Raw genomic sequence first — 20,150 nt, 5'->3', positions numbered from 1 at the left:
AAAGCTAATCCAATAAACGCAATCGTCCGCCCGGCGCTGAGCTGATAACTTGATGAAAAACCTGAGGAAAACATCATGAGTTCATTCCCTGTTGCAGTTATCACCGGCGGAACCAGCGGTATCGGGCTGGCGGTTGTTCATAATCTGGCGCGCGATCATCAGGTCTATGCGCTTGGGCGTAATAAAGAAAGTCTGGCTGCGCTGCGCCTGATTGAAAATGTCGAGGCGGTAGAGATTAATCTGCTGGACTTCGCCGCCGTTGCGCAGTTTGTGAGTGAATTACCGGCAATTGATGTGCTGGTGCATTCGGCGGCCATTTCCAAACCATTGCGTCTTGAAAATGCAACGCCAGAGGACTGGCAGCAGCAGTTTGCCATCAATGTGTTTGCGCCCGCTGAGTTGACCCGGCTGGCATTGCCTGCATTGAGAAAGCAGGAAGGTCAGGTGGTGTTTATCGGTTCAGGATCCGGCACCAAAGCTGATGGCGGAAACACGGTGTATTGTGCGTCAAAATTTGCCCTCAGCGCCCTCGCCCACGCGCTGCGGCAGGAGGAAAGCGAATACGGGGTGCGTGTTTCCACCGTCGCGCCCGGCCCGACAGATACGCCGATGAACCGCAAAACTCGCGAAAGTCAGGGCAACTTTGAAGCCATCGACCCGCGTGAATACAGCACGCCGAAATCAGTGGCTGCGGCGGTGCGTCTGGTGATCGCCGCCAGTGACGATACGCAAATTACGGATATCGCCGTCAGACCGAGGCGGGATAAGGCGAAGCGCTGAATCAGGATAAATAGGATTGCAGAAACTACGTCAGCGCTTGGGTGCTGCTATTTGTGTGTGGGCTGTAAGACCGCCAAAGCTCCGGCGGTCACAAATAAATTTTTCCGTGCCTTAAATTATTCAAATAAAGACAATGAATATACCCAAGGCGGGGTCACGTTTATCATAGTATGATAGTCATAAGGTTGAGGAGAAAGGCAACCATGCTGAACATTATAGTTAAACGAGAACATACCGGAATTGATAAAATACCTGTCAAAAATTGATGACACACAGAAAAAGGGCTTTCCGTTGGCATCTGAGATAAATTTTTGAACAATTTTATCATCACCTCCTTTGATGAAAGCGGGTACGTCACCATAATCTACTGGGGTGACATTTTTTCCGAATAAGAAATCATTCTCTTCCTTGCCTGTTCTGACAAATAGATTCGAAGGGAACACCTTATTCTCGTAAAAATAGCGGTTCAATGCAGGCTTGTGGTCCCCATAAACTAAGATAATTGCGTTCGGTTCTAATTGTGAAAGCTTATCAGTGAATTCCACTAACCGATTGACGTTTTCTTGCACTCTGCTTTTATATATACCTTCTCCTAAGTCATTGTCATGAGGATAAGGCCCATGAGAGGACATAGTAATAAGATGGAAAAACATCTTCTTGCCTGGGTTATTAATGACTTCATTTAAAACTGAGCGATATAGGAGGAAATCATCAGGTGGCCATGTTCCTGTTTTTCTCTGATCGCTATAAGCTTTTGGCAACTGCCCCATATCATCCAGAGTGATAAATTTGTCGAAGCCAAACTTTTTATACATGACGTCTCTGCGCCAAAATTTACCGATATAGTCATGAGCAGCAATTGTCAGATATCCTTCATGATTCAAGGCGTTAGGCAAGGAAGAGGCGTTGTCTTTTATTAAATCAGCATACTCTTGGTAAATTATACCAGAAAGAACCCCGGAATTACTTGGCAATCCTGTGAGCATTTCAAATTCTGCATTCGCCGTTCCTCCTCCATATACTGGTGATGTCGCTCTAAAGGTCTTGTAACCTGAGTTAACCAAGGGCTGGAAATATTCTTTAAAATGGTTATTATCATACCAACAGGATTCACATAATATGTATATAACTGTTTGGGGTTGCTGAGTTACTAAAGGGTCAACATCATTATTTTTGAGAAACAACTCACGTTGTAACCTGGTAGCATGAGGTACTGTTTTTCTAACGCTTGTTTGCACCAGGTGCATCGGTAATCCATGAGCAGCTTCATTCTTTGGCCAGTCCCATGCATAATATGCAACGTCGTATTTTTTAAATAAAATATTAAACTTTTCAGTAATAGCACTATTGTTGCCGAATACTTCACCAAAATAGGGAGACAAAACAAAAGGAGCTGTGATTATTAAGAGAAGCACCAGTATACGATAATGTATTTTTGTTGTGATTAACTTACGCCCCAACATAAACACAACAGCACCCAGCACCAATACAGCTATAATTCTCAATATTGATGCGAAAGACACGTATTTTGCACTTACGCTGAGATTCACTCCTGATGAGATATCGTTGAAAGACAGAGGCTCACCTGTGAGTGCTATTTTAGTGCCGTTTATATAGTTTAAAACTAAGATTACCCCAACTGTCAGGAATAATGCAAATAATGAAGACGCACCCAGAACTCGAAGGATTATAAATATTAGAATTAATGGAGATGAAAGCCAAATATAACGTATAAGTTCATATGAGCTTGAATAGTTACTGGTGCCAACAAGGGGAACAATAAGTGTTTTATTTAAAACAAAAAGTATTACCAAAAAAGCAATAAAGTCAATAAGTATGCTTATTTTTTGCTTTCCCTTCCCATTAGATCTGAGACCTGAATTCATGCTGGCAGACACCCTATATCATTTAAAAATTTGTGCTCCTGATTTTATCATGAAACAAAACTGACACATAGATCACTTTCACATACCTGATGAATCCCTCATATAAATATTTTGAAACAATAATAACCTTAATATTTATATACTCCTCTCAATTTCTGCTATTGGCTACGTAACCCTGGCCTAAATACGATATTTTTGTTATCAGAAATAAGAAATACCTTAAAGTTTAATGTCTGCAGCCCTATTTTTAAAATTCATTACGCATCGGGAAAGGTTCAGTTAAGAAAAATTTTCATTTGGACCTGGTCCAGTATTGTACAAATATCACCATCAGGATAAGGCGAAGCGCTGAACTGATCCCTCGGACCCTCCCTCACTTTTCCAAACTTGATACAGATCATCACAAATGCGTTTTGGGTTTGATCGAATGATAATCATTATCGTTTAATGCCGGCGAATGAATGATTGTTTTTAGGAGAAGACAAACTCAATGAGCTTAGACCTCACGCGTTTTTACGCTGCCGCAGACGGACTGCCGTTCCCTGACCGCTGGGCAGTGATGCCCTGGCGGCCACAGCAGCCGGTTCCGCCGCAGGAGATCCCCGCTCAGTGGCAGGCGCTGTGCCAGCGTCCGCTTCCGGCCAATAAGCGTCTGGTCTATCTGCATATCCCCTTTTGTGCGACGCACTGTAAGTTTTGCGGGTTCTACCAGAACAAACTGGAAGCAGAGGCCACAGAACAATACTGTGATTATCTGATCCGGGAGATCGAACAGGAAGCCGCTTCGCCGCTGCATCAGTCCGCGCCTGTCCACGCTGTCTATTTTGGTGGCGGCACACCGACGGCACTCAGCGCAAAACAGCTGCACCGGATCATCACCACGCTGCGTCGCTGTTTGCCGCTGGCACCGGATTGCGAAATCACCGTCGAGGGACGGATCCTTAATTTCGATGACGAGCGCATCGACGCCTGTCTGGAGGCGGGCGCAAACCGTTTTTCGATTGGTATCCAGACGTTTGATACCCGTGTCCGCCAGCGCATGGGACGCCGCGCCAGCCGTGAAGAAGCGATACAGTTTTTGCGTAAACTCGGGGAGCGTGATCGCGCTGCGGTGGTCTGCGACCTGATGTTCGGATTACCGGAACAGACAACTAAAAGCTGGCGGGAAGATTTGCAAATCGTCCGTGATTTACCGCTTGATGGCGTCGATCTTTACGCCCTGAATCTGCTGCCTTCCACACCGCTGGGCAAAGCGGTGGAAAATAAACGCGTGTCGCTGCCGGATGTCACTCAGCGTCGTGATTTTTACCTCGAGGGTGAAGCTTTTCTGGCGCGCAACGGCTGGCATCAGATAAGCAACAGTCACTGGGCGCGCACCACTCGCGAACGCAATCTGTACAATTTGCTGATCAAAAAAGGAGCCGACTGTCTGGCTTTTGGCAGCGGCGCAGGCGGCAATCTCGGTGGGCAATCCTATATGACGGCGCGCAGCCTGGAGATGTATTACCAGCAAATGGACGCCGGACAAAAACCGATCATGATGATGACCGCAGCGACGACCGGTGAGCACCGCTGGCGGCTGGATTTACAGGGCGGCATCGAAGCAGGCCGTTATGATCTTAGCCGTATCATCGAAAACCCTTTCCCGCTCGAACCCCTGTTGCAGCAATGGCAACAATGCGGCCTGATGCACAACGAAGGCCCGCGCTTCAGTCTCACTCCCTCCGGACGATTCTGGGCCAGCAATATGTTGCAGGCCTTACAGACATTGATCCCACAACTGACTTTACGGAATACCACTCATGCCAACGGATAAACTTCAGTCCCTGATCGACTTTCTCGCCACGCAGCCAGAAGGCACCGTCGAAGATATCGCCCGCGAATACCACATCACGCCGCTGGAAGTGATTCAGAACCTGCCGGGAAGTTATCTGTTTGCCGGAACCCATTTCGATGCCGTATGGGACAACATCACCGGATGGGGTGAAGTGACGACGCTGGTCAATAATGACGATCTGATCCTCGAATTCCATGGCGAATTGCCCTCCGGCACGCATCGTCACGGTTACTTTAACCTGCGCGGTAAACGGGGCATGAGCGGGCATATCCGCGCGACGCACTGTCAGCACATTGCACTGGTTGAACGTCCGTTTATGGGAATGAGCACAGCAAGTGTCTGGTTTTTAAACGCTTCCGGTTATGCCATGCTCAAGGTTTTCGTGGGGCGCGACAGCCATCGTGAATTACTGACCGATCAGCTGAATGCATTTCGTGCCCTTCCCGCCACTCTGGCTGAGAGGGAGAAATAATCTTGAACACTTTGCTGATTTTTGGCGCAGGCAGCGGCGTCGGCGCTGAACTGGTGGCGCTCACGGCGCAGGAACGTCCGGTGGTCGCGCTTATCCGCAACGCCGAACAGGCGCAAACCTTGCGCGCACGTGGTGTGACCGTCATTGAGGGCGATGCGCTTAATCCCGCCGACGTTTTACAGGCCTGCCAAATGGCAGGCAGCGGGGCACAAATCGTGTCAACGCTGGGCGGTAAACTCGCCGATTACACCGCCAACCGGTTGATCATTGATACTGCGGAGCAAACCGGTATCCGCCAAATGTTACTGGTCACCTCAATTGGCTGCGGCGACAGCTGGCCGACGCTGTCTGCCCGCGCAAAACAGGCCTTCGGTCAGGCCGTACGCGAAAAATCACTGGCGGAAAGCTGGCTGCAAACCAGCGCGCTGGACGGGTGCATCTTACGGCCCGGCGGCCTGATGAATGGCGAAGCGACAGGCAAAGCCCATCTGATTCAAACCGAAGCCCATGGCCGCGTGCGCCGCAGCGATGTCGCGCTGCACATTCAGCAACTGCTGGCCTCCGGCGAAGGCTGGGGTAAGATTTTCGCGTTGTGTGATTCGACGCTGGAAGGGGAAAGGTTCTGAGGAAGATGCCCGCAGTGCTGTACAAATGATTTGCTGAAGTTATCAGATAACAAAAAGCCGCTCCTTGTACAGAGCGGCTTTGTCATATCAGCGTTTCCGCCTTTAATCTTTCGTCGCCACTTTTAGCAGAACCACGCCGGAGAAAATCAGCAGCACGGCGATCACCCGCAGCGGGTTGAGGCTTTCGCCGAACATCACCACGCCGAGAATGAAGGCACCGATAGCGCCGATGCCGACCCAGACGGTGTAAGACGTGCCGAGCGGCAGCGTTTTCATCGAAATCGCCAGCAAAATGACGCTGAGGATCATGAAGAAAACCGTGAGAATACTGGGAATAAGGCGGGTAAAACCGTGGGATTCTTTCATTGCGGTCGACCAGACCACTTCGAAAATACCGGCAAGAAACAGATAGAACCAGGCCATGATAGTTCCTGAAAACGCGCAAGGTCGTCCCTGCTTAGTATGGCTGAGTCTCTGGTCGTCCAGTCAGCATGAAGAGTGAAAGATTATAGTTCACTCTTTCATGCTGTTACAAAAACATAATCAGGATTCAGACCGGCACTGAAAATTGAAAACAAGCGCCGTGTTTCGGCTGTTCAATCAGCTGGATATCGCTGCCGTGCAGTTGCAGAATGCGGCGGACAATCATCAGCCCCAGCCCGCCTGCGCGGTGTTTGTTGGTACTGAGTATCGACGGACGTACAAACAGGCTGTCTTTCAGTTCCGGCGCAATGCCCGGTCCGCTATCCTTCAGTTGTACCATCACCTGCCCTTCGTGCGGCCACAGTTTAATTTCTATCGTGCCCCCTTCCGGCGTGAAGCGGATGGCGTTATCCAGCAAGTTGGTCAGCACCCGTTCAATCATGCCTAAATCAGCATTCACCAGCGGGATCCCCGGCGTGATATCGGCCAGTAATTTTTGCCCGCGGGTTTCGGTTGCCAGCTCGAATTTCTGGAAAACATCCTGCACTAATTCACTCAGCGAGAACGGTTCTTTCTGCGGTTTCACCACGCCGTATTCCAGCCGCGCCAGTTCGAATAATTCCTGCGCCAGACGGCCGACTTTTTTACTCTGCGTCAGAGCGATATTCAGATAACGCTGGCGATCTTCATTGCTCAGATGGTCTGATTTCACCGACAGCGTTTCCAGATAACCGTGCAACGACGTCAGCGGCGTACGCAGATCGTGGGAAATATTGGCGATAAATTCACGCCGTTGCTGATCCTGCACCATCAGGCTTTGCCATTGCTGATCGATACGTTTTGCCAGCGCGACAAATGCCTGTTGCAGTTGCGTGACTTCATCGCGGGCGGCACCGGCCGGTGTCTCCGTTTTCGCCAGCGCCTGAATGGCGTCCATGCCGCCGGTATCAAGTTCGGCAATTTGCGCCGTGAGTTTTCGCACCGGACGCGTCACCCAGCGGAACGCCAGCGCACCGGCCAGCAAACCAAACAGCGCCACCAGCCCCATCGAGCGCAGCGCCAGAGATATCGCCGACTGATATTGCGCGTCACTGGTCAGCGCGGTGTAAGCATCCCCGAGCAGAACGATGTACACGTAACCCTGAGTTTCTCCGTTGACCCGCAACGGCGCGACACTGAAGACCTGCGGAGTATGCGGGTCGCGCGGATTATCGCCATACACCGGCATTTTCGCACCATGAATCAGCGCGTTCACCGGTGCCAGATCGATGCGTTTCTGTTGCAGCCTGCCAGCAGGAGCAGCATTGCCGACAATATTGCCGTCTTTATCCAGCAGATAAACCTCAACGCTGGGATTCACCGCCATCAGCTGATCGAACAAGGTATGGACCACTTTCGGATCCCAGTCACCCTCGCTGAGCAGCGGATTATTCGCCGCTATCTGCGTCGCCAGGTTGGCCGACAGCCGCTGGATCACCGACTGGCTGTACTGGTTGCTGGAGCGCACCTGCATATAGCCGGAAAGCGCGCAGCAGGCGATCAGTAACACCGTAAATACCAGAGTCAGTCTTTGCGCCAGCGTGAGATTTTTCATGATTTACCCTTGCGCGTCTTCAGCGGAAGACACGAATTTGTAGCCTTTTCCCCACACGGTCAGAATACGTTCCGGCTCGGCCGGATTAGCTTCTATCTTGATGCGCAGACGGTTGATATGGGTGTTCACCGTATGTTCATACCCTTCGTGTTCGTAGCCCCAGACCTGATTGAGCAGGCTGAGGCGCGAGAACACTTTGCCGGGATTTTTGGCAAAGAAATACAGCAAATCAAACTCTCGCGGCGTCAGTTCAACGGGCTGCTGACTGAGCATCACTTCGCGAGCAATCGGGTCGATGACCAGCCCGGAAAAACTCAGGGTACCGGCATCCATTTTCATATTGCGACTCATCGCTTCCTGCCGCCGGAACAGCGCCTTGACCCGCGCCACCAGTTCCAGCATGGAGAAAGGTTTTGCCAGATAATCATCCGCGCCCAGTTCCAGCCCGAGCACCCGATGCACTTCGCTGGAACGTGCGCTGATAATAATGATCGGCGTATAACGCGTCATGTTGCGCGCACGGCGGCAGATTTCCAGACCGTCTACACCCGGCAGCATCAGGTCGAGGATCAGCGCGTCCCAGCCGCCTTTCTCCAGATGCGCCACGCCCAGATTACCGTCTGCGGCGTGCGTAATTTCATAACCTTCATCACGCAGATGCAGGCTGAGCAGTTCTGCGATATCCCCGTCATCTTCAACGATCAGGATCTTCTTCGTCTTATCCATATGTCATCCCAAAACGTGGTGTTCCCCAATGGTTTGAGTCTACACAAGCAACCGCCCGCGAGTTATCACATTTTATTTAACTTTGCGTGAGGTATCGGGGAACAAATCCGCTCAATACTCGCTTCATCACAGGACGGACAGCCGGACTTCATCATGACAATACACACGGATTTACCCGGACAGGCAAAACAAAAACCCGCCATCGTGCATCCGTCAAAACAAAAACCCGCCATCGTGCATCCGTTATGGCTTCGTCTGACGCACTGGCTGAACGCGCTGGCGGTGCTGATTATGGTCACCAGCGGCTGGCAGATTTATAACGCCTCACCGCTGTTTAATTTTGATTTCCCGCCAACGGTCACACTTGGTGGCTGGCTCGGTGGCGGCATTCAGTGGCATTTCGCCGGTATGTGGCTGTTTGGATTTAACGGCCTGTTTTATCTGATGATGAACATTTTTACCGGCCGCATGAAACGAAAATTCTGGCCTCTGACGCCGCGCGGCATCTTCAACGATTTACTGGCTGCCGTGCGCGGCAAGCTGAAACACGACGATTTGCGTCACTACAATATGGTTCAGCGTGCGGCGTATGTGTTCGTGATGTTTGACGGCATTGTGCTGGTGCTTTCCGGGCTGGTGGTGTGGAAATCCGTGCAATTTCCGCTGCTGCGCGAACTGATGGGCGGCTTTGATACGGCGCGTTATGTGCATTTTCTGGCGATGGCTTCACTGGTGGGATTTGTGGTGCTGCATATCGTGATGGTGGCGCTGGTGCCGAAAACCCTGATTGCCATGATCCGCGGACGTTAAGGAAGACCTGATGAAAAACATCCTCAAAAAAAGTATCAGCCAGATTTTCAGCCCTTCCGACAGCGAAGCGATTTTACAGGAAGCGAAAAAACAGATTATCCGCGAACTGGATGCGCCCTCCCGCCGCCTGTTCCTGCAACGCGGGCTGACGCTCGGCGGCGTCGCGATGCTCACCGGTTGCGATATCAGCGATAACGCCAGCGTCGAAAACGCGCTCGGTAAGATTTCTGGATTCAACGACCGCGTGCAAGGCTGGCTGTTTGGCTCGACGCGCCTGGCGCCGGTGTACGCCGAATCGATGATCACACGTCCGTTTCCGTTTAACGCTTTTTACGCCGAAGACGACGCACCGGAAGTAGACGGTAACGCTTATCGCCTGAAAATCGCCGGTCTGGCGCTGGATAAACGCGAATGGTCATTGCCAACGCTGTACAAAATGGCGCAGGTCAGCCAGGTGACTCGTCACATTTGTGTCGAAGGCTGGAGCGCGATTGGCAAATGGGGCGGCGTGCCGTTCGGTGATTTTCTGCGTCTGATCGGGGCCGATCTCACGGCGGAATACGTCAGTTTTAAATGCGCAGATCAGTATTACACCAGCATTGATATGGCGACGGCACTGCATCCGCAAACCCTGCTGGCGCTGACTTATGACGGCCAGATTTTACCGCGAAAATACGGCTTCCCGATGAAGCTCAGAATGCCGACCAAACTCGGCTATAAGAATCCAAAGCATATTGAAGTCATTGAAATAACAAACAAGTTCACTGGTGGCTACTGGGAAGATCAGGGCTACAACTGGTTCGGCGGAAGCTGAACACGATCCTCAAGGATCAACACTGTCCACAACAACCTTTGTATCTCAAAACCTAAAAGAAGGATTTATCATGAAAAAGTTAACCGTAATGATGATGTCTGCTTGTCTGATGATGGGCGCTGTGAGCACCACTTATGCTGCTGACGCGATGGCGAAGAAAGATACCATGGGCCATATGTCGAAAGACTGCATGAAAAAAGACAGCATGAGTAAAGATTCCATGGCTAAAGACAGCATGGGCAAAGACTGCATGTCGAAAGATCATATGAAGAAAGACAGCATGTCTAAAGACTCAATGTCCAAAGACAACATGTCGAAAGATGCCATGAAAAAAAACACCTCTGCCCAGTAAACGCCGCTAAACCCGGCTATGCAGCGAAAACGCCTCCGTCTGTTCAGCGGAGGCTTTTTTATTGGAAAATTGACAGCGACCTGCGTAGTATATAAAACATATATGATTCGTATACTAATGAGGACGCCCGATGGGTATCATTAAAATCTCCGAACTGATGCATGAGAATCTGCGCATCGCCAGTCTGGCGTATACGCGTTCCATCAACGCGCAGGCCGAGCACTGGATGAAAATCGGTATGCTGATGGAAACTCATCCGGACATGACGCACAGCGAGATTTCGCAATTGCTGGTGCGTTGCAGCTTGGAATCTGAAGAAAACACCGGAAGTATCCGCACGCTGTTAAATGTCAGCGGCACACACAGGAAGGCAAGCAATGAATAATGGTTTAGACAGCCGATATTTCGTCAATAATAACCGCATGGTCAAAACGCCGGAAGGCATCGATAAAGCGCGTATCGCCGGTAAACTGGCAGCGCGGGTGCTGCATATGATCACGCCTTATGTGGTACCGGGTGTCACGACCAATGAACTGGACCGCATCTGCCACGATTTTATCGTCAACGAATTACAGGCGATCCCGGCAAATATCGGTTATCACGGCTATCAGAAAACCACCTGCACCTCCGTCAACCATGTGATTTGCCACGGTATTCCTTCCGATAAAGCGCTGAAGAAAGGCGATATCGTGAACATCGACGTGGCGCTGATCAAAGATGGCTGGTACGGCGACACCAGCCGCATGTATTACGCCGGTGAGCCGAGCATTATGGCTCGCCGTCTGGTGGATACCACCTTTGAAGCAATGATGGCCGGTATCGAAGTGGTGCGTCCCGGCGCAACCCTCGGTGATGTGGGTCATGCCATTGCCTCGGTAGCGAAGCGCGAAGGGTTTTCCATCGTAGAAGAATACTGCGGTCACGGCATCGGCATGGGTTATCACGAAGATCCGCAGGTGCTGCATTACGGTGAAAAAGGCCGCGGACTGGTGTTGCAGGAAGGCATGTTATTCACCATCGAACCGATGCTGAACGCCGGTAAAAAGCAGAATAAAGTGCTGCCCGACGGCTGGACGGTGGTGACTAAAGATCATTCGTTGTCCGCACAATGGGAACATATGATTGCGGTGACAAAAGATGGCTATGAAATATTGACCCCATGGCCTGAAGAGAACTGATTTTCCGTGATATTTCCTGAACGTATAAAGCCTCCGGTCGGAGGCTTTATAGTTTTTGATAATCCGTTTAGCTGCGCTCAATTTCTTTGGTCGCGCGGTCTAACGCATCGGTGATTTTATACAGCGTTTCCTGCCCGATCGGACCTTTCGCCAGCCGCAAATTGAGCGCCATGCGCATATTGTTAATCGCCCGCTGCATTTCCGGAATACTGCGGTTATTCGATAAAATCGCCAGTGAATGCAGTTTTTCCGTCACTGAACCGAGCAAATCACCCTGCTCTGCCAGCGACTGCGTGCCTTCCGGCGTAATCGAATATTGTTTCTTGCCGCCCTCTTCCTGTTTTGCCGTTACCAGACCCTGTTCTTCCAGGAAGGTCAGGTTCGGATAAATGATACTGGCGCTCGGCGTGTATTCGCCTTTGGAGAGTTCTTCGATGGCTTTGATCAGTTCATAACCGTGAGCGGAACGTTGCTGTAAAAAATGCAGCATCAGCAGACGGATATCACCCGTTTCAAACATCCTTTCGCGACGGTGTTTATGATTCATCATCGTTACTTGTTGTGCCAGTAAGCGACACAACGCACCAGATTGGCGTCCAGTCCGCGATTTTCGACGAAGTAATCATTCAGCCCTTTAACAAATTTCCCCTCGCCGGTCGCCCAGATGTAGTAATCACTTTCCGGCAAAGAAATGCTTTTCAGTTTTTTAACTGCCGCGTCATCTTCCTGATAACCGTTTTGTTCTTCACTGACAACCCATTCGATGTCGAACTCTTTTTCATCGTCTAAGTAGCTAACGCAACTGACATCTTTCACTTTGACCAGCACGGTCACTTTCGCGGCAGACGCGGGCTGTTTCAGCTCGCGCAAACGGCGCTTCACCGCCGGAAGACCGGTTTCATCGCAGACATACAACTGCCATGCGTAAGTGGTCGGGATAATCAGTGAACCGCGCGGTCCGCCGATGATCAGTTTATCGCCCGGCTTCGCGCCAGCCGCCCATTCACTGGCGACACCGCCATCGTGAAGATAGAAATCCAGCGTCAGTTCGTTGGCTTGTGCATCGAAATGCAGCGGCGTGTATTCGCGGTTAAGCGGACGCGGCCCTTCGCCCCAGACAATGCCTTCGTCGGTCGCGGTCGGCGGCGTGATCACATCACCGGGATTTGCCGGGAAAAACAGTTTGATGTGGTCATCAAAACCACGCGAGTTAAAACCTTTCAGATCGTCGCCGTTCAACACGATACGCTGAAAACAGCCAGCCACGTTTTCGCTGCTTTTGACGGTGATATGACGGAAAACCAGGTCGTTTTTGACGCGGACAGGCAAGTTTACGGCAGGGGTTTCGTTGCGATGTTGAGTCATCACGTTTTCTCTTTTTAAGTAAGGTTGAACGAAAGATATATCTTAGGAATATTTTCCGCAACCCTGAAAAACGTAAGGACACAGGCATCATCCCCCGCACTTTTGATCTCGCGGTAGTTCATTCTGAGCCACACATTGCAAAGATTTCGTTAAGAAGCCCATTTTTATTTATCAATTTGTTGATAACAATTCTCAGTATCATTATCATTCGCACCAAGCCGAAGTGGGTAAGGACGTCAAATAAACCCATATTTTATAAGGACAAGGGCTTTTTACGGAAGAATTGAAAGCAGATGACCAGCGCGTCTGATTTGTCGAAAGGCAGTAAATGCGAGCAGAACTTTTAAAAAATAGTGCAGGGCTAAAAACAAATGTTCAAATCCTTTACACAGCAGGGTTTGGTGAAAAACGTCATTTTCATGGGGACGATTCTCACCACCACCTTTAACGTAAATGCAGCACAAGCGGTTAAAGACACCACCGATCTGGCAGCCAATAAAACGCCAGCTTCTGAAGCCATCAGGAAAAAACCGGTGGTGCGTACTGCGCAGGATCTGGCGCAGAACAATGAAGAAGTGATGACGGTTACCGAAACGATACCGGATAAAAAACCGGGCTCGAAAACCACTATCACCGCAGCAGAAATGCAGCAAAAAGGCGGCAATGATTTCGGCACTATCATGCGTTATGAGCCCCTGATCACCGCAACCGGCTCCAGCGGCGGTTCCGGCAACGGCAAAAGCGGCTTCGACCGTAACGGTTATACCGGCTATAACATCCGTGGTCTGGAAAGCAACCGCGTCGGCATCGATGTCGACGGCATTCCACAGCCAAGCGCCACCGGCCGCAGCTACGCAAGCCGCGCGGGTCTGGGCACCTCCGGTATTGGCCGTGATTACATCGATCCTTACATTTACGGCCAGGTAGATATCGAATCCGGCGCCACCTCCGCTGATCGCGCCAACACCTCAATCGGCGGTGCCGTTTCCTTCCTGCCAAAATCTGCCGATGATTATCTGCGTCCGGGCAAGGAAACCTATTTCGGTTACCAGTCTGATTATGATTCTTCCGACCGCTCCTGGCACAACGGCATCACCGCCGCCGCAGGTGATGAAACCCTGCGTGGTCTGATCGCCATCAGCCGCCGCGACGGCCAGGAAACCAGCAATAACAGCGGAACGCACGATGCGTATCCGGCTAACTGGCACTCCGACGCAGTCATGACATCCGTTATCTGGCAGCCAAATGACGAACATAAAGTCACCGGTACGCTCGATTATTACGAAAAAGTAAACCATACCCATTACGATGCGTGGAACAGCTCAGGCAGCGCCATTCTCGGCACCGCACAGCAGCAAAGTAACACCCGCCGCTGGGGCGCGACGCTGAAAGACGAATGGACACCGTTCAACGATTACGTCGATGCTATTGTTTCGAAAGTGTATTACCAGTACACGCAGGCGCACGACAATACCTACATGCCGAACGCCAGTAAGCAGATGATGAACGTCTATTCCAACTATGACGTCAACACTTTCGGCGGGGAAACCAGCTGGCTGAAAACGCTGGGTCGTCATGAGCTGAGCGCCGGTATCAACGGTCGTATGTCCAACACTGAACGTCCGTTCCGTGAAAGCCCGGAGCAAAGCGTTTACACCACTATCATGCAGCCGGAAGCGAACAGCCGTTCTTATATTCTCGGCGGCTTCCTGCAGGACACCATGAAGTTTGACCTTGATGGCCATGACTTCTCCATCGTGCCTGCTGTGCGTGTGGCGTATCAGAACACCAAAGCGAAAGATCTGTCTGACTTGTCCAACAGCACCGTCTCTGAAGGCCAGGTTTCTACCCTATATGGCAAAGCCAATTCCGATACGCAATTTCTGCCGTCCCTGGCGTTCACCTATGACATCACGCCTAAGCTGATGACTTACCTGCAATATCGTCGTGGTGCGCAATTCCCGGATGCCAGCCAGCTTTACGGTTCCTGGAACCTCGGTTCTTCTTATGCCGGTTCTCAGCAATACGCGCTGATCGGCAACACGGATTTGAAAACCGAGACCAGCAATAACTTCGAATGGGGTATGAAAGGTGAAGCGACTGAAGGTGTAACCTTCAAGACTTCCGTTTTCTACAACACCTACAAAAACTTTATTGCCAACACCCGCTACAGCCGTGCTGCCAACCCGGGCATGTTCACCAATGTGCCCTCCAATATTTATACGATTTATCAGGCCGAAAACCGCGATGAAGCGTTTATCTATGGTGGCGATCTGAGCACCAAAATTAACTACGGTACCTGGTTCAGCAGCGTTGACGGTCTGAGCACCACCTTCGCACTGGGTTATGCCAAAGGTGAATCGAAATCCAGCTACGATGGCGACAAGTATGTGGATCTCGACAGCGTGCCGCCAATGAAATTTGTCGCTGGCGTGGCGTGGGATGATCCATCCGGCGTGTACGGTACTGCGCTGACCGCGACTTTCGTCAAAGGTAAAAAAGCCGAAGCGACAAACCGTCAGAGCTACACCAACGCCGGTACGCCAATCACGGGTTCCACCACCGAATACATGAACGTACCGGGCTACGGTATGGTTGATGCAACGGCGTACTGGAAAGTCGCGAAGAACGTGAAACTCAGCGGTGGTGTTTACAACATCACCGACCGCAAATACTGGGATTACCTGAGCAGCCGTACTCTGACTGATACCACTAATCAGGATGAATACAACAAGGCACTGGCCGTGATGCCAGGTCGCAGCTTCCAGCTGGGCGTCAATGTTGATTTCTAACATCAGACGGTAAACACAGCCGTTTAATCACAACAGCGTCATGTGCAAACATGGCGCTTTTTTATTTCCTTAATAACGCCGCTATTCGCTGAACAGCTCTTTGAGGATCTGCGTCAGCCAGTCAAACACCAGCCGTACGCGGGCGGGTAGCAGAGGCTGATGGGGGCGGAAAATTGCCAGGGCCAGGCCCGTCCGGAGTTACTGTTATTCAGCGCGCTGAGCGGGTAATTAAATTGCAGGTCACGTAAAGACTCCGGGACACCCGGTCGGCAGCCATTCGATATTCAGGTGCGGATAATCTCGCAAATGCTTAAGTAAACGCCGCAAAATTTCCTGATTTTCAAACAAAGGTTGAAGGGTAATGCGCACGCTGCCCGACAGCTCCTGCCCCTGATGATTTTTGTGTTCGGTAAAAAGGCTCTCACTTTGCGGCATTAGCTGAACGTGCCGCGCTGCTTGCGGAAAAGCAATGATTACGTAAAATGAATGAACGATCATTCATTTTTATAGTGGTAATTTCACACAAATCAATCCATTGCTCAAACAAGACAGGCAAATTATGACCAGTAAAACACTCAGATTATTATTTCCTCAATGGCAAGGTGGCAATAATCCCCCCTATCATCTTGGCTCGCTTCTTCTCTCGTATCTTTCACCCGAATCGGATGGTCCTGTTGAGTCTGTTCCGGTCGATGAGCCCACAACGGAGCCATTGGTTGAGGTGGACGGCATTAACGCTAAACCTCAAATTATCAGGCAACTCAAGGATGCAGCCGCTCTGATTGAGAAACATGATCCCGATTCAATTGTCGTATTTGGCGGCGATTGCCTGGTATCACTGGCACCTTTTTCACATCTGCTCAATAAATACGGTGATAGACTCGGTGTGCTCTGGATTGACTCCCATCCCGACGTACAGACTGCAAAACAATATCCAAACGCCCATGCTCATGTTCTGGGAGCACTGATTGGAACAGGTGATAAAGACTTGCTTGCTCATGTGGCCACCAGACTCAATCCCTCAAAAATAATGATTGCCGGTATCCACGATCCACTGACTTATGAAGCGGAATACCTTGCTCATCATAACATTGCGACTATCGGTCCTGAACAAATCAAAGACGACGGGAAAGACGTTATTGAGTGGATTAAAAAGGAAAATATTGAATATCTGGCGATACACATTGATCTGGACGTTCTCGATCCATCACTTTTCCGTTCTGTTCTTTTCGCAAGGCCTGGCAGAGGAGAGCATGACTTTGGTGACGTGGCAGAAGGCAAACTGACTATTGAAAATGTACTCAACCTGATAGCTCAGGCTAACTCAAAAGCACAACCTGTTGGCCTGACGATCGCTGAACATTTGCCCTGGGATATGCTGAACCTCAAGAATATGCTCAGTGCGTTACCGCTTATAAAGTAACATCGGATTGAGGGAGCCAGGCTACAGCGTTCTACCCTGGCTCCTATTATAAAAGAGCGTTAAAGTTGGGCACCAGATTAAACGTAATAGTCGACATGTTAAAGAAAACTGAAACCTACCATAAGCTGATTACCGCTGCTGCAGCCTGCTTTGCAGAAAAAGGCTTTAGTGCGACAAGCGTGCGTGAAATTTCCATCCGGGCTGGGATCAGCCAGGGAGCAATGTACACGTATTTCAAGAGCAAAGATGACCTCATCAAGGCAATCGTTCTTGAGGAGCAGAATTCAGCGTTGATAGGCCATAACACTCCATCTGGCGGTACTTATTTCGACCGCCTTTGTACGCAGGTTACTTCATGCATAAGCGATGTAGGTTACCCAGTCACGCATCGACTGTGGGTTGAAATCATTGCGGAATCTGCACGGAACCCTGAATTGCAAAAAACGTATATATCCAGTGATATCATCATGCGGAAAAGTATTGCAGGGATTATCACAGAAGGTATTGCGGCGGGAGAGTTTCGCCGGAACATTAACCTGGAGGAAATCACGATTATACTTTTTGCCTTTATTGACGGTTTAATCGCACGTAAAGCCATAAATGCGTCCTTCTCGATCAGCCATGACCTGCCAATGTTTTTTGAGCTGATGTCAAAATTATTGAATTAGTGCTAACCAGATTTAGTCAACATGATGGCCCACGAATCGTTAATGTCCGCTGATCGCTCTCAGCAGACCTTCAGCGCCAGATACTTGTATGCTGTGTGCCAAAAGCGGAAGTTGGTAAGCCTTGGTTCAATTGAGCATGAGTGAGTGCTAATGGATACTTGTCGTGGATGTGGAACGTTGGCTCGTTACCAATAGACAAACCTCCACGCCAGGAATTATTTTATAAGTAAGAAATATTAATCCAAAAAACCTGGTCAATAAATGCGCCGTAAAAATGTGAACGATTATCAAGCTTTTATCGCAGTTGCCCGTGAAAAAAGTTTCACAAAAGCGGCCGCTCAGTTAGGTGTCTCGCAGTCGGCACTGAGCTACACGGTAAGGACTCTTGAAGCAGATCTTGGCCTTCGCCTTCTTACCCGTACCACGCGTAGCGTTTCTGTGACAGAAGCTGGCGAGCGGCTACTTTCCCGTATAGGACCACATTTTGACGAAATTGAAAGTGAGATCGCCGCACTCAGCGGGTTGAGAGAAAAACCAGCCGGTACTGTGCGTATTACTGCCGTTGAACATGCAGCCGATACAATTCTCTGGCCTAAACTCGCCCCGCTGATGCTTGAGTATCCCGATATCAACATTGAAATTATCAGCGAGTACGGACTCAAAGATATTGTCGCTGAGCGTTATGATGCTGGCGTTCGGTTGGGCGAACAGGTCGATAAGGATATGGTTTCCCTGCCACTTGCCAGGGACTTTCGTTTTGCAGTGGTCGGTGCGCCCTCTTATTTCATGGGGAAGTCCTATCCGGGAACGCCTCGTGATTTAAACGATCATAGCTGTATCAGATTACGCCTGCCCACTCATGGCGGATTCTATACCTGGGAGTTTCGCAAGGATGAGACGGAAATTAAGGTCCGTATTGATGGACGAGCGACTTTCAGCACGATAAATATGATGAGGCAGGCCGCCCTTGATGGACTGGGACTTGCTTATCTGCCGCTAGATATCGTGGAGAATTATCTTGAAAACGGGATGTTAGTCCAGGTGCTGACAGACTGGTGTCCACCGCGTCCCCCCTATCATCTTTACTACCCCAGCCGTCTACAACATTCTCCGGCATTTGCACTTGTGCTCAAAGCACTCCGTGCCCCATAACCTTTGAGCGCTGTTTGTCCTGTTTCATGTCGAACTCAGTGACTTATAACCCTATTAATAAAACCTCCTTCTAAGCCCATGCGAAATTAAGCATCTAATTTCTCAATACTAAAGAGATTAAGATGGCCGCTGAAACAATCCATGTTCTTTCAGCGGCCAGGGCCGCCATCATGTATATGAAGGAGTCTTGCAATGAGTAAAAAAACAGGTGGGTTAAGTCGCCGTAATTTTATCCTGACGAGTTCAGTGGCCTCAGCAGGATTACTGATGGCGGGTCATGCCTCAGCCATGCTCTCACCTACACCTAATACATCTGGCACCACTACACACGTAGATGGCATCACAGTCACCAGCGTTCTGTTCCGGAACAATGAGATAATGATGTCCGGAAATATCTACGTCCCCCCGGATTTCAGCGAAAACCGTCAATACGCTGCTATTGTCGTTGTCCACCCTGGTGGTGGCGTTAAGGAACAGACAGCTGGACTTTATGCCCTCAAACTGGCTAAAGAAGGATTTGTCACCCTGGCGTTTGATGCCTCCCATCAGGGGGCTAGTGGCGGATTACCGCGTTTTGTTGATGACCCCATGAAGCGAGTCGTCGATTTCTATAGCGCAGTCGATTACCTGACGACTCTGCCTTATGTCGATAATAATCGAATCGGCGCATTAGGCGTTTGTGCAGGCAGTGGTATCACGGTTAAAGCGTCGATGACGGAACGCCGAATCAAAGCGCTGGCAACGGTCAGTGCCGTAGATGTTGGAGCAGCGACCCGTAAAGGCTGGGAAGGAACAACATCAGAATCTGAACTCATTCCAACTCTGGATGCGGTTGCTAAACAGCGCACAGTCGAAGCAGCAGGCGGCGCACCGGTTTATGTCAACTATGTGCCCAAATTGGGTGATACCAGTGCCCCCAAAGATCTTCAGGAAGCTGCGGACTACTATCTGACCGAACGCGGAAAATATCCGACTTCTACCAATCAAATGCTGATGACAAGTATCAGTACGCTGGCGTCTTTCACCGGATTTGAAGGGGCGGATGTCTATTTAACACAACCACTTCTGATTGTAGCCGGTAGTAAAGCAGGATCGCTCTGGCACAGCCAGGAATTACACAACACTGCGGCCTCTGTTCAAAAAACGCTGCATATCATTCCGGGTGCCACCCATATGGACCTCTATGATGGTCAGGGTGCAACGGTTGCAGCGAGTAAGCTGGCTCCTTTCTTCAAGAAAAATCTCGCATAGG

21 protein-coding genes are annotated in these 20,150 nt (G+C 50.2%); 14 read left to right on the top strand and 7 right to left on the bottom strand.

The annotated features are described in order from the left end of the window. Positions 1-75 precede the first annotated feature (75 nt). Entirely contained in the window at positions 76-780 is a 705-nt protein-coding gene (locus CKQ54_RS22500) for an SDR family oxidoreductase (RefSeq protein WP_120162970.1), read from the top strand. A gap of 116 nt (positions 781-896) precedes the next feature. Here the strand turns inward: CKQ54_RS22500 and CKQ54_RS22495 are convergent, their stop codons facing one another. Further along, a complete protein-coding gene (locus CKQ54_RS22495) occupies positions 897-2,666 on the bottom strand; it encodes an LTA synthase family protein (RefSeq protein WP_147412494.1) in 1,770 nt (589 codons plus the stop codon). A 490-nt stretch (positions 2,667-3,156) separates the two neighbouring features. Here CKQ54_RS22495 and hutW point away from each other — a divergent pair, with 490 nt between their 5' ends. From hutW to CKQ54_RS22480, 3 genes are read left to right on the top strand one after another with little or no spacing between them, the layout of a single operon-like run. After that, positions 3,157-4,482, top strand: a complete 1,326-nt coding sequence (hutW, locus tag CKQ54_RS22490; protein ID WP_120162968.1) for a heme anaerobic degradation radical SAM methyltransferase ChuW/HutW — start codon at positions 3,157-3,159, stop codon at positions 4,480-4,482. After that, positions 4,469-4,975: a heme utilization cystosolic carrier protein HutX gene (gene hutX, locus CKQ54_RS22485; protein ID WP_120162967.1), complete on the top strand. Its 507-nt coding sequence runs from the start codon at positions 4,469-4,471 to the stop codon at positions 4,973-4,975. The genes hutW and hutX overlap by 14 nt, the downstream gene beginning before the upstream one ends. A 2-nt stretch (positions 4,976-4,977) precedes the next feature. After that, positions 4,978-5,601 carry an SDR family oxidoreductase gene (locus tag CKQ54_RS22480; RefSeq protein WP_120162966.1) on the top strand — a complete coding sequence of 208 codons (624 nt, stop codon included), beginning with the start codon at positions 4,978-4,980 and terminating at the stop codon, positions 5,599-5,601. A gap of 102 nt (positions 5,602-5,703) precedes the next feature. Here the strand turns inward: CKQ54_RS22480 and CKQ54_RS22475 are convergent, their stop codons facing one another. The 3 genes from CKQ54_RS22475 to CKQ54_RS22465 all read right to left on the bottom strand — a co-directional run bounded on the left by CKQ54_RS22475 (position 5,704) and on the right by CKQ54_RS22465 (position 8,344). After that, entirely contained in the window at positions 5,704-6,024 is a 321-nt protein-coding gene (locus CKQ54_RS22475) for a DMT family transporter (protein ID WP_120162965.1), read from the bottom strand. Between the two features lie 127 nt (positions 6,025-6,151). Next, positions 6,152-7,618 (bottom strand): sensor histidine kinase, encoded by a 1,467-nt coding sequence (locus tag CKQ54_RS22470; protein WP_120162964.1) that lies wholly within the window; start codon positions 7,616-7,618, stop codon positions 6,152-6,154. Positions 7,619-7,621: 3 nt separating this feature from the next. Continuing rightward, complete coding sequence (locus CKQ54_RS22465) at positions 7,622-8,344, bottom strand: response regulator transcription factor (RefSeq protein WP_120162963.1); 723 nt, start codon at positions 8,342-8,344, stop codon at positions 7,622-7,624. A 153-nt stretch (positions 8,345-8,497) separates the two neighbouring features. Here CKQ54_RS22465 and CKQ54_RS22460 point away from each other — a divergent pair, with 153 nt between their 5' ends. From CKQ54_RS22460 to map, 5 genes are all read left to right on the top strand, one after another. Further along, positions 8,498-9,154: a cytochrome b/b6 domain-containing protein gene (locus tag CKQ54_RS22460; protein WP_208644642.1), complete on the top strand. Its 657-nt coding sequence runs from the start codon at positions 8,498-8,500 to the stop codon at positions 9,152-9,154. 10 nt (positions 9,155-9,164) lie between these two features. Beyond that, a complete protein-coding gene (locus CKQ54_RS22455) occupies positions 9,165-9,968 on the top strand; it encodes a molybdopterin-dependent oxidoreductase (protein WP_120162962.1) in 804 nt (267 codons plus the stop codon). A 70-nt stretch (positions 9,969-10,038) separates the two neighbouring features. After that, positions 10,039-10,320, top strand: a complete 282-nt coding sequence (locus CKQ54_RS22450; RefSeq protein ID WP_120162961.1) for a pentapeptide MXKDX repeat protein — start codon at positions 10,039-10,041, stop codon at positions 10,318-10,320. Positions 10,321-10,450: 130 nt separating this feature from the next. After that, a complete protein-coding gene (locus tag CKQ54_RS22445; protein ID WP_120162960.1) occupies positions 10,451-10,705 on the top strand; it encodes a ParD-like family protein in 255 nt (84 codons plus the stop codon). Between the two features lie 37 nt (positions 10,706-10,742). Continuing rightward, complete coding sequence (gene map, locus CKQ54_RS22440) at positions 10,743-11,498, top strand: type I methionyl aminopeptidase (RefSeq protein ID WP_425272832.1); 756 nt, start codon at positions 10,743-10,745, stop codon at positions 11,496-11,498. 67 nt (positions 11,499-11,565) lie between these two features. Here map and CKQ54_RS22435 read toward each other — a convergent pair whose 3' ends face one another. Both CKQ54_RS22435 and CKQ54_RS22430 read right to left on the bottom strand, forming a co-directional pair. Then, positions 11,566-12,048: a PadR family transcriptional regulator gene (locus tag CKQ54_RS22435; RefSeq protein ID WP_244220281.1), complete on the bottom strand. Its 483-nt coding sequence runs from the start codon at positions 12,046-12,048 to the stop codon at positions 11,566-11,568. Between the two features lie 2 nt (positions 12,049-12,050). Next, positions 12,051-12,863, bottom strand: coding sequence for a siderophore-interacting protein (locus tag CKQ54_RS22430; protein WP_120162958.1), 813 nt, complete (start codon positions 12,861-12,863; stop codon positions 12,051-12,053). 371 nt (positions 12,864-13,234) lie between these two features. Between CKQ54_RS22430 and CKQ54_RS22425 the strand changes: the two genes are divergently transcribed. Continuing rightward, positions 13,235-15,655 carry a TonB-dependent receptor domain-containing protein gene (locus CKQ54_RS22425; RefSeq protein ID WP_120162957.1) on the top strand — a complete coding sequence of 807 codons (2,421 nt, stop codon included), beginning with the start codon at positions 13,235-13,237 and terminating at the stop codon, positions 15,653-15,655. 240 nt (positions 15,656-15,895) lie between these two features. Here CKQ54_RS22425 and CKQ54_RS22420 read toward each other — a convergent pair whose 3' ends face one another. Then, on the bottom strand, positions 15,896-16,153 hold the full coding sequence (locus tag CKQ54_RS22420; protein WP_120162956.1) for a hypothetical protein: 258 nt from the start codon (positions 16,151-16,153) through the stop codon (positions 15,896-15,898). Between the two features lie 61 nt (positions 16,154-16,214). Between CKQ54_RS22420 and CKQ54_RS22415 the strand changes: the two genes are divergently transcribed. The 4 genes from CKQ54_RS22415 to CKQ54_RS22400 all read left to right on the top strand — a co-directional run bounded on the left by CKQ54_RS22415 (position 16,215) and on the right by CKQ54_RS22400 (position 20,149). Continuing rightward, on the top strand, positions 16,215-17,078 hold the full coding sequence (locus CKQ54_RS22415; protein WP_120162955.1) for an arginase family protein: 864 nt from the start codon (positions 16,215-16,217) through the stop codon (positions 17,076-17,078). A 95-nt stretch (positions 17,079-17,173) separates the two neighbouring features. After that, positions 17,174-17,746: a TetR/AcrR family transcriptional regulator gene (locus tag CKQ54_RS22410; protein WP_120162983.1), complete on the top strand. Its 573-nt coding sequence runs from the start codon at positions 17,174-17,176 to the stop codon at positions 17,744-17,746. A 261-nt stretch (positions 17,747-18,007) separates the two neighbouring features. Beyond that, positions 18,008-18,898: a LysR family transcriptional regulator gene (locus tag CKQ54_RS22405; RefSeq protein ID WP_120162954.1), complete on the top strand. Its 891-nt coding sequence runs from the start codon at positions 18,008-18,010 to the stop codon at positions 18,896-18,898. A gap of 192 nt (positions 18,899-19,090) precedes the next feature. Continuing rightward, positions 19,091-20,149 (top strand): alpha/beta hydrolase, encoded by a 1,059-nt coding sequence (locus CKQ54_RS22400; RefSeq protein ID WP_244220280.1) that lies wholly within the window; start codon positions 19,091-19,093, stop codon positions 20,147-20,149. The last annotated feature ends 1 nt before the right edge of the window (position 20,150 follow it).

This window comes from Rahnella variigena, assembly GCF_003610915.1.
Classification (GTDB): Bacteria; Pseudomonadota; Gammaproteobacteria; order Enterobacterales; family Enterobacteriaceae; genus Rahnella; species Rahnella variigena.
The sequence above is the reverse complement of the archived record's forward strand: the minus strand, read 5'-3'. Positions and strand labels throughout refer to the sequence as shown.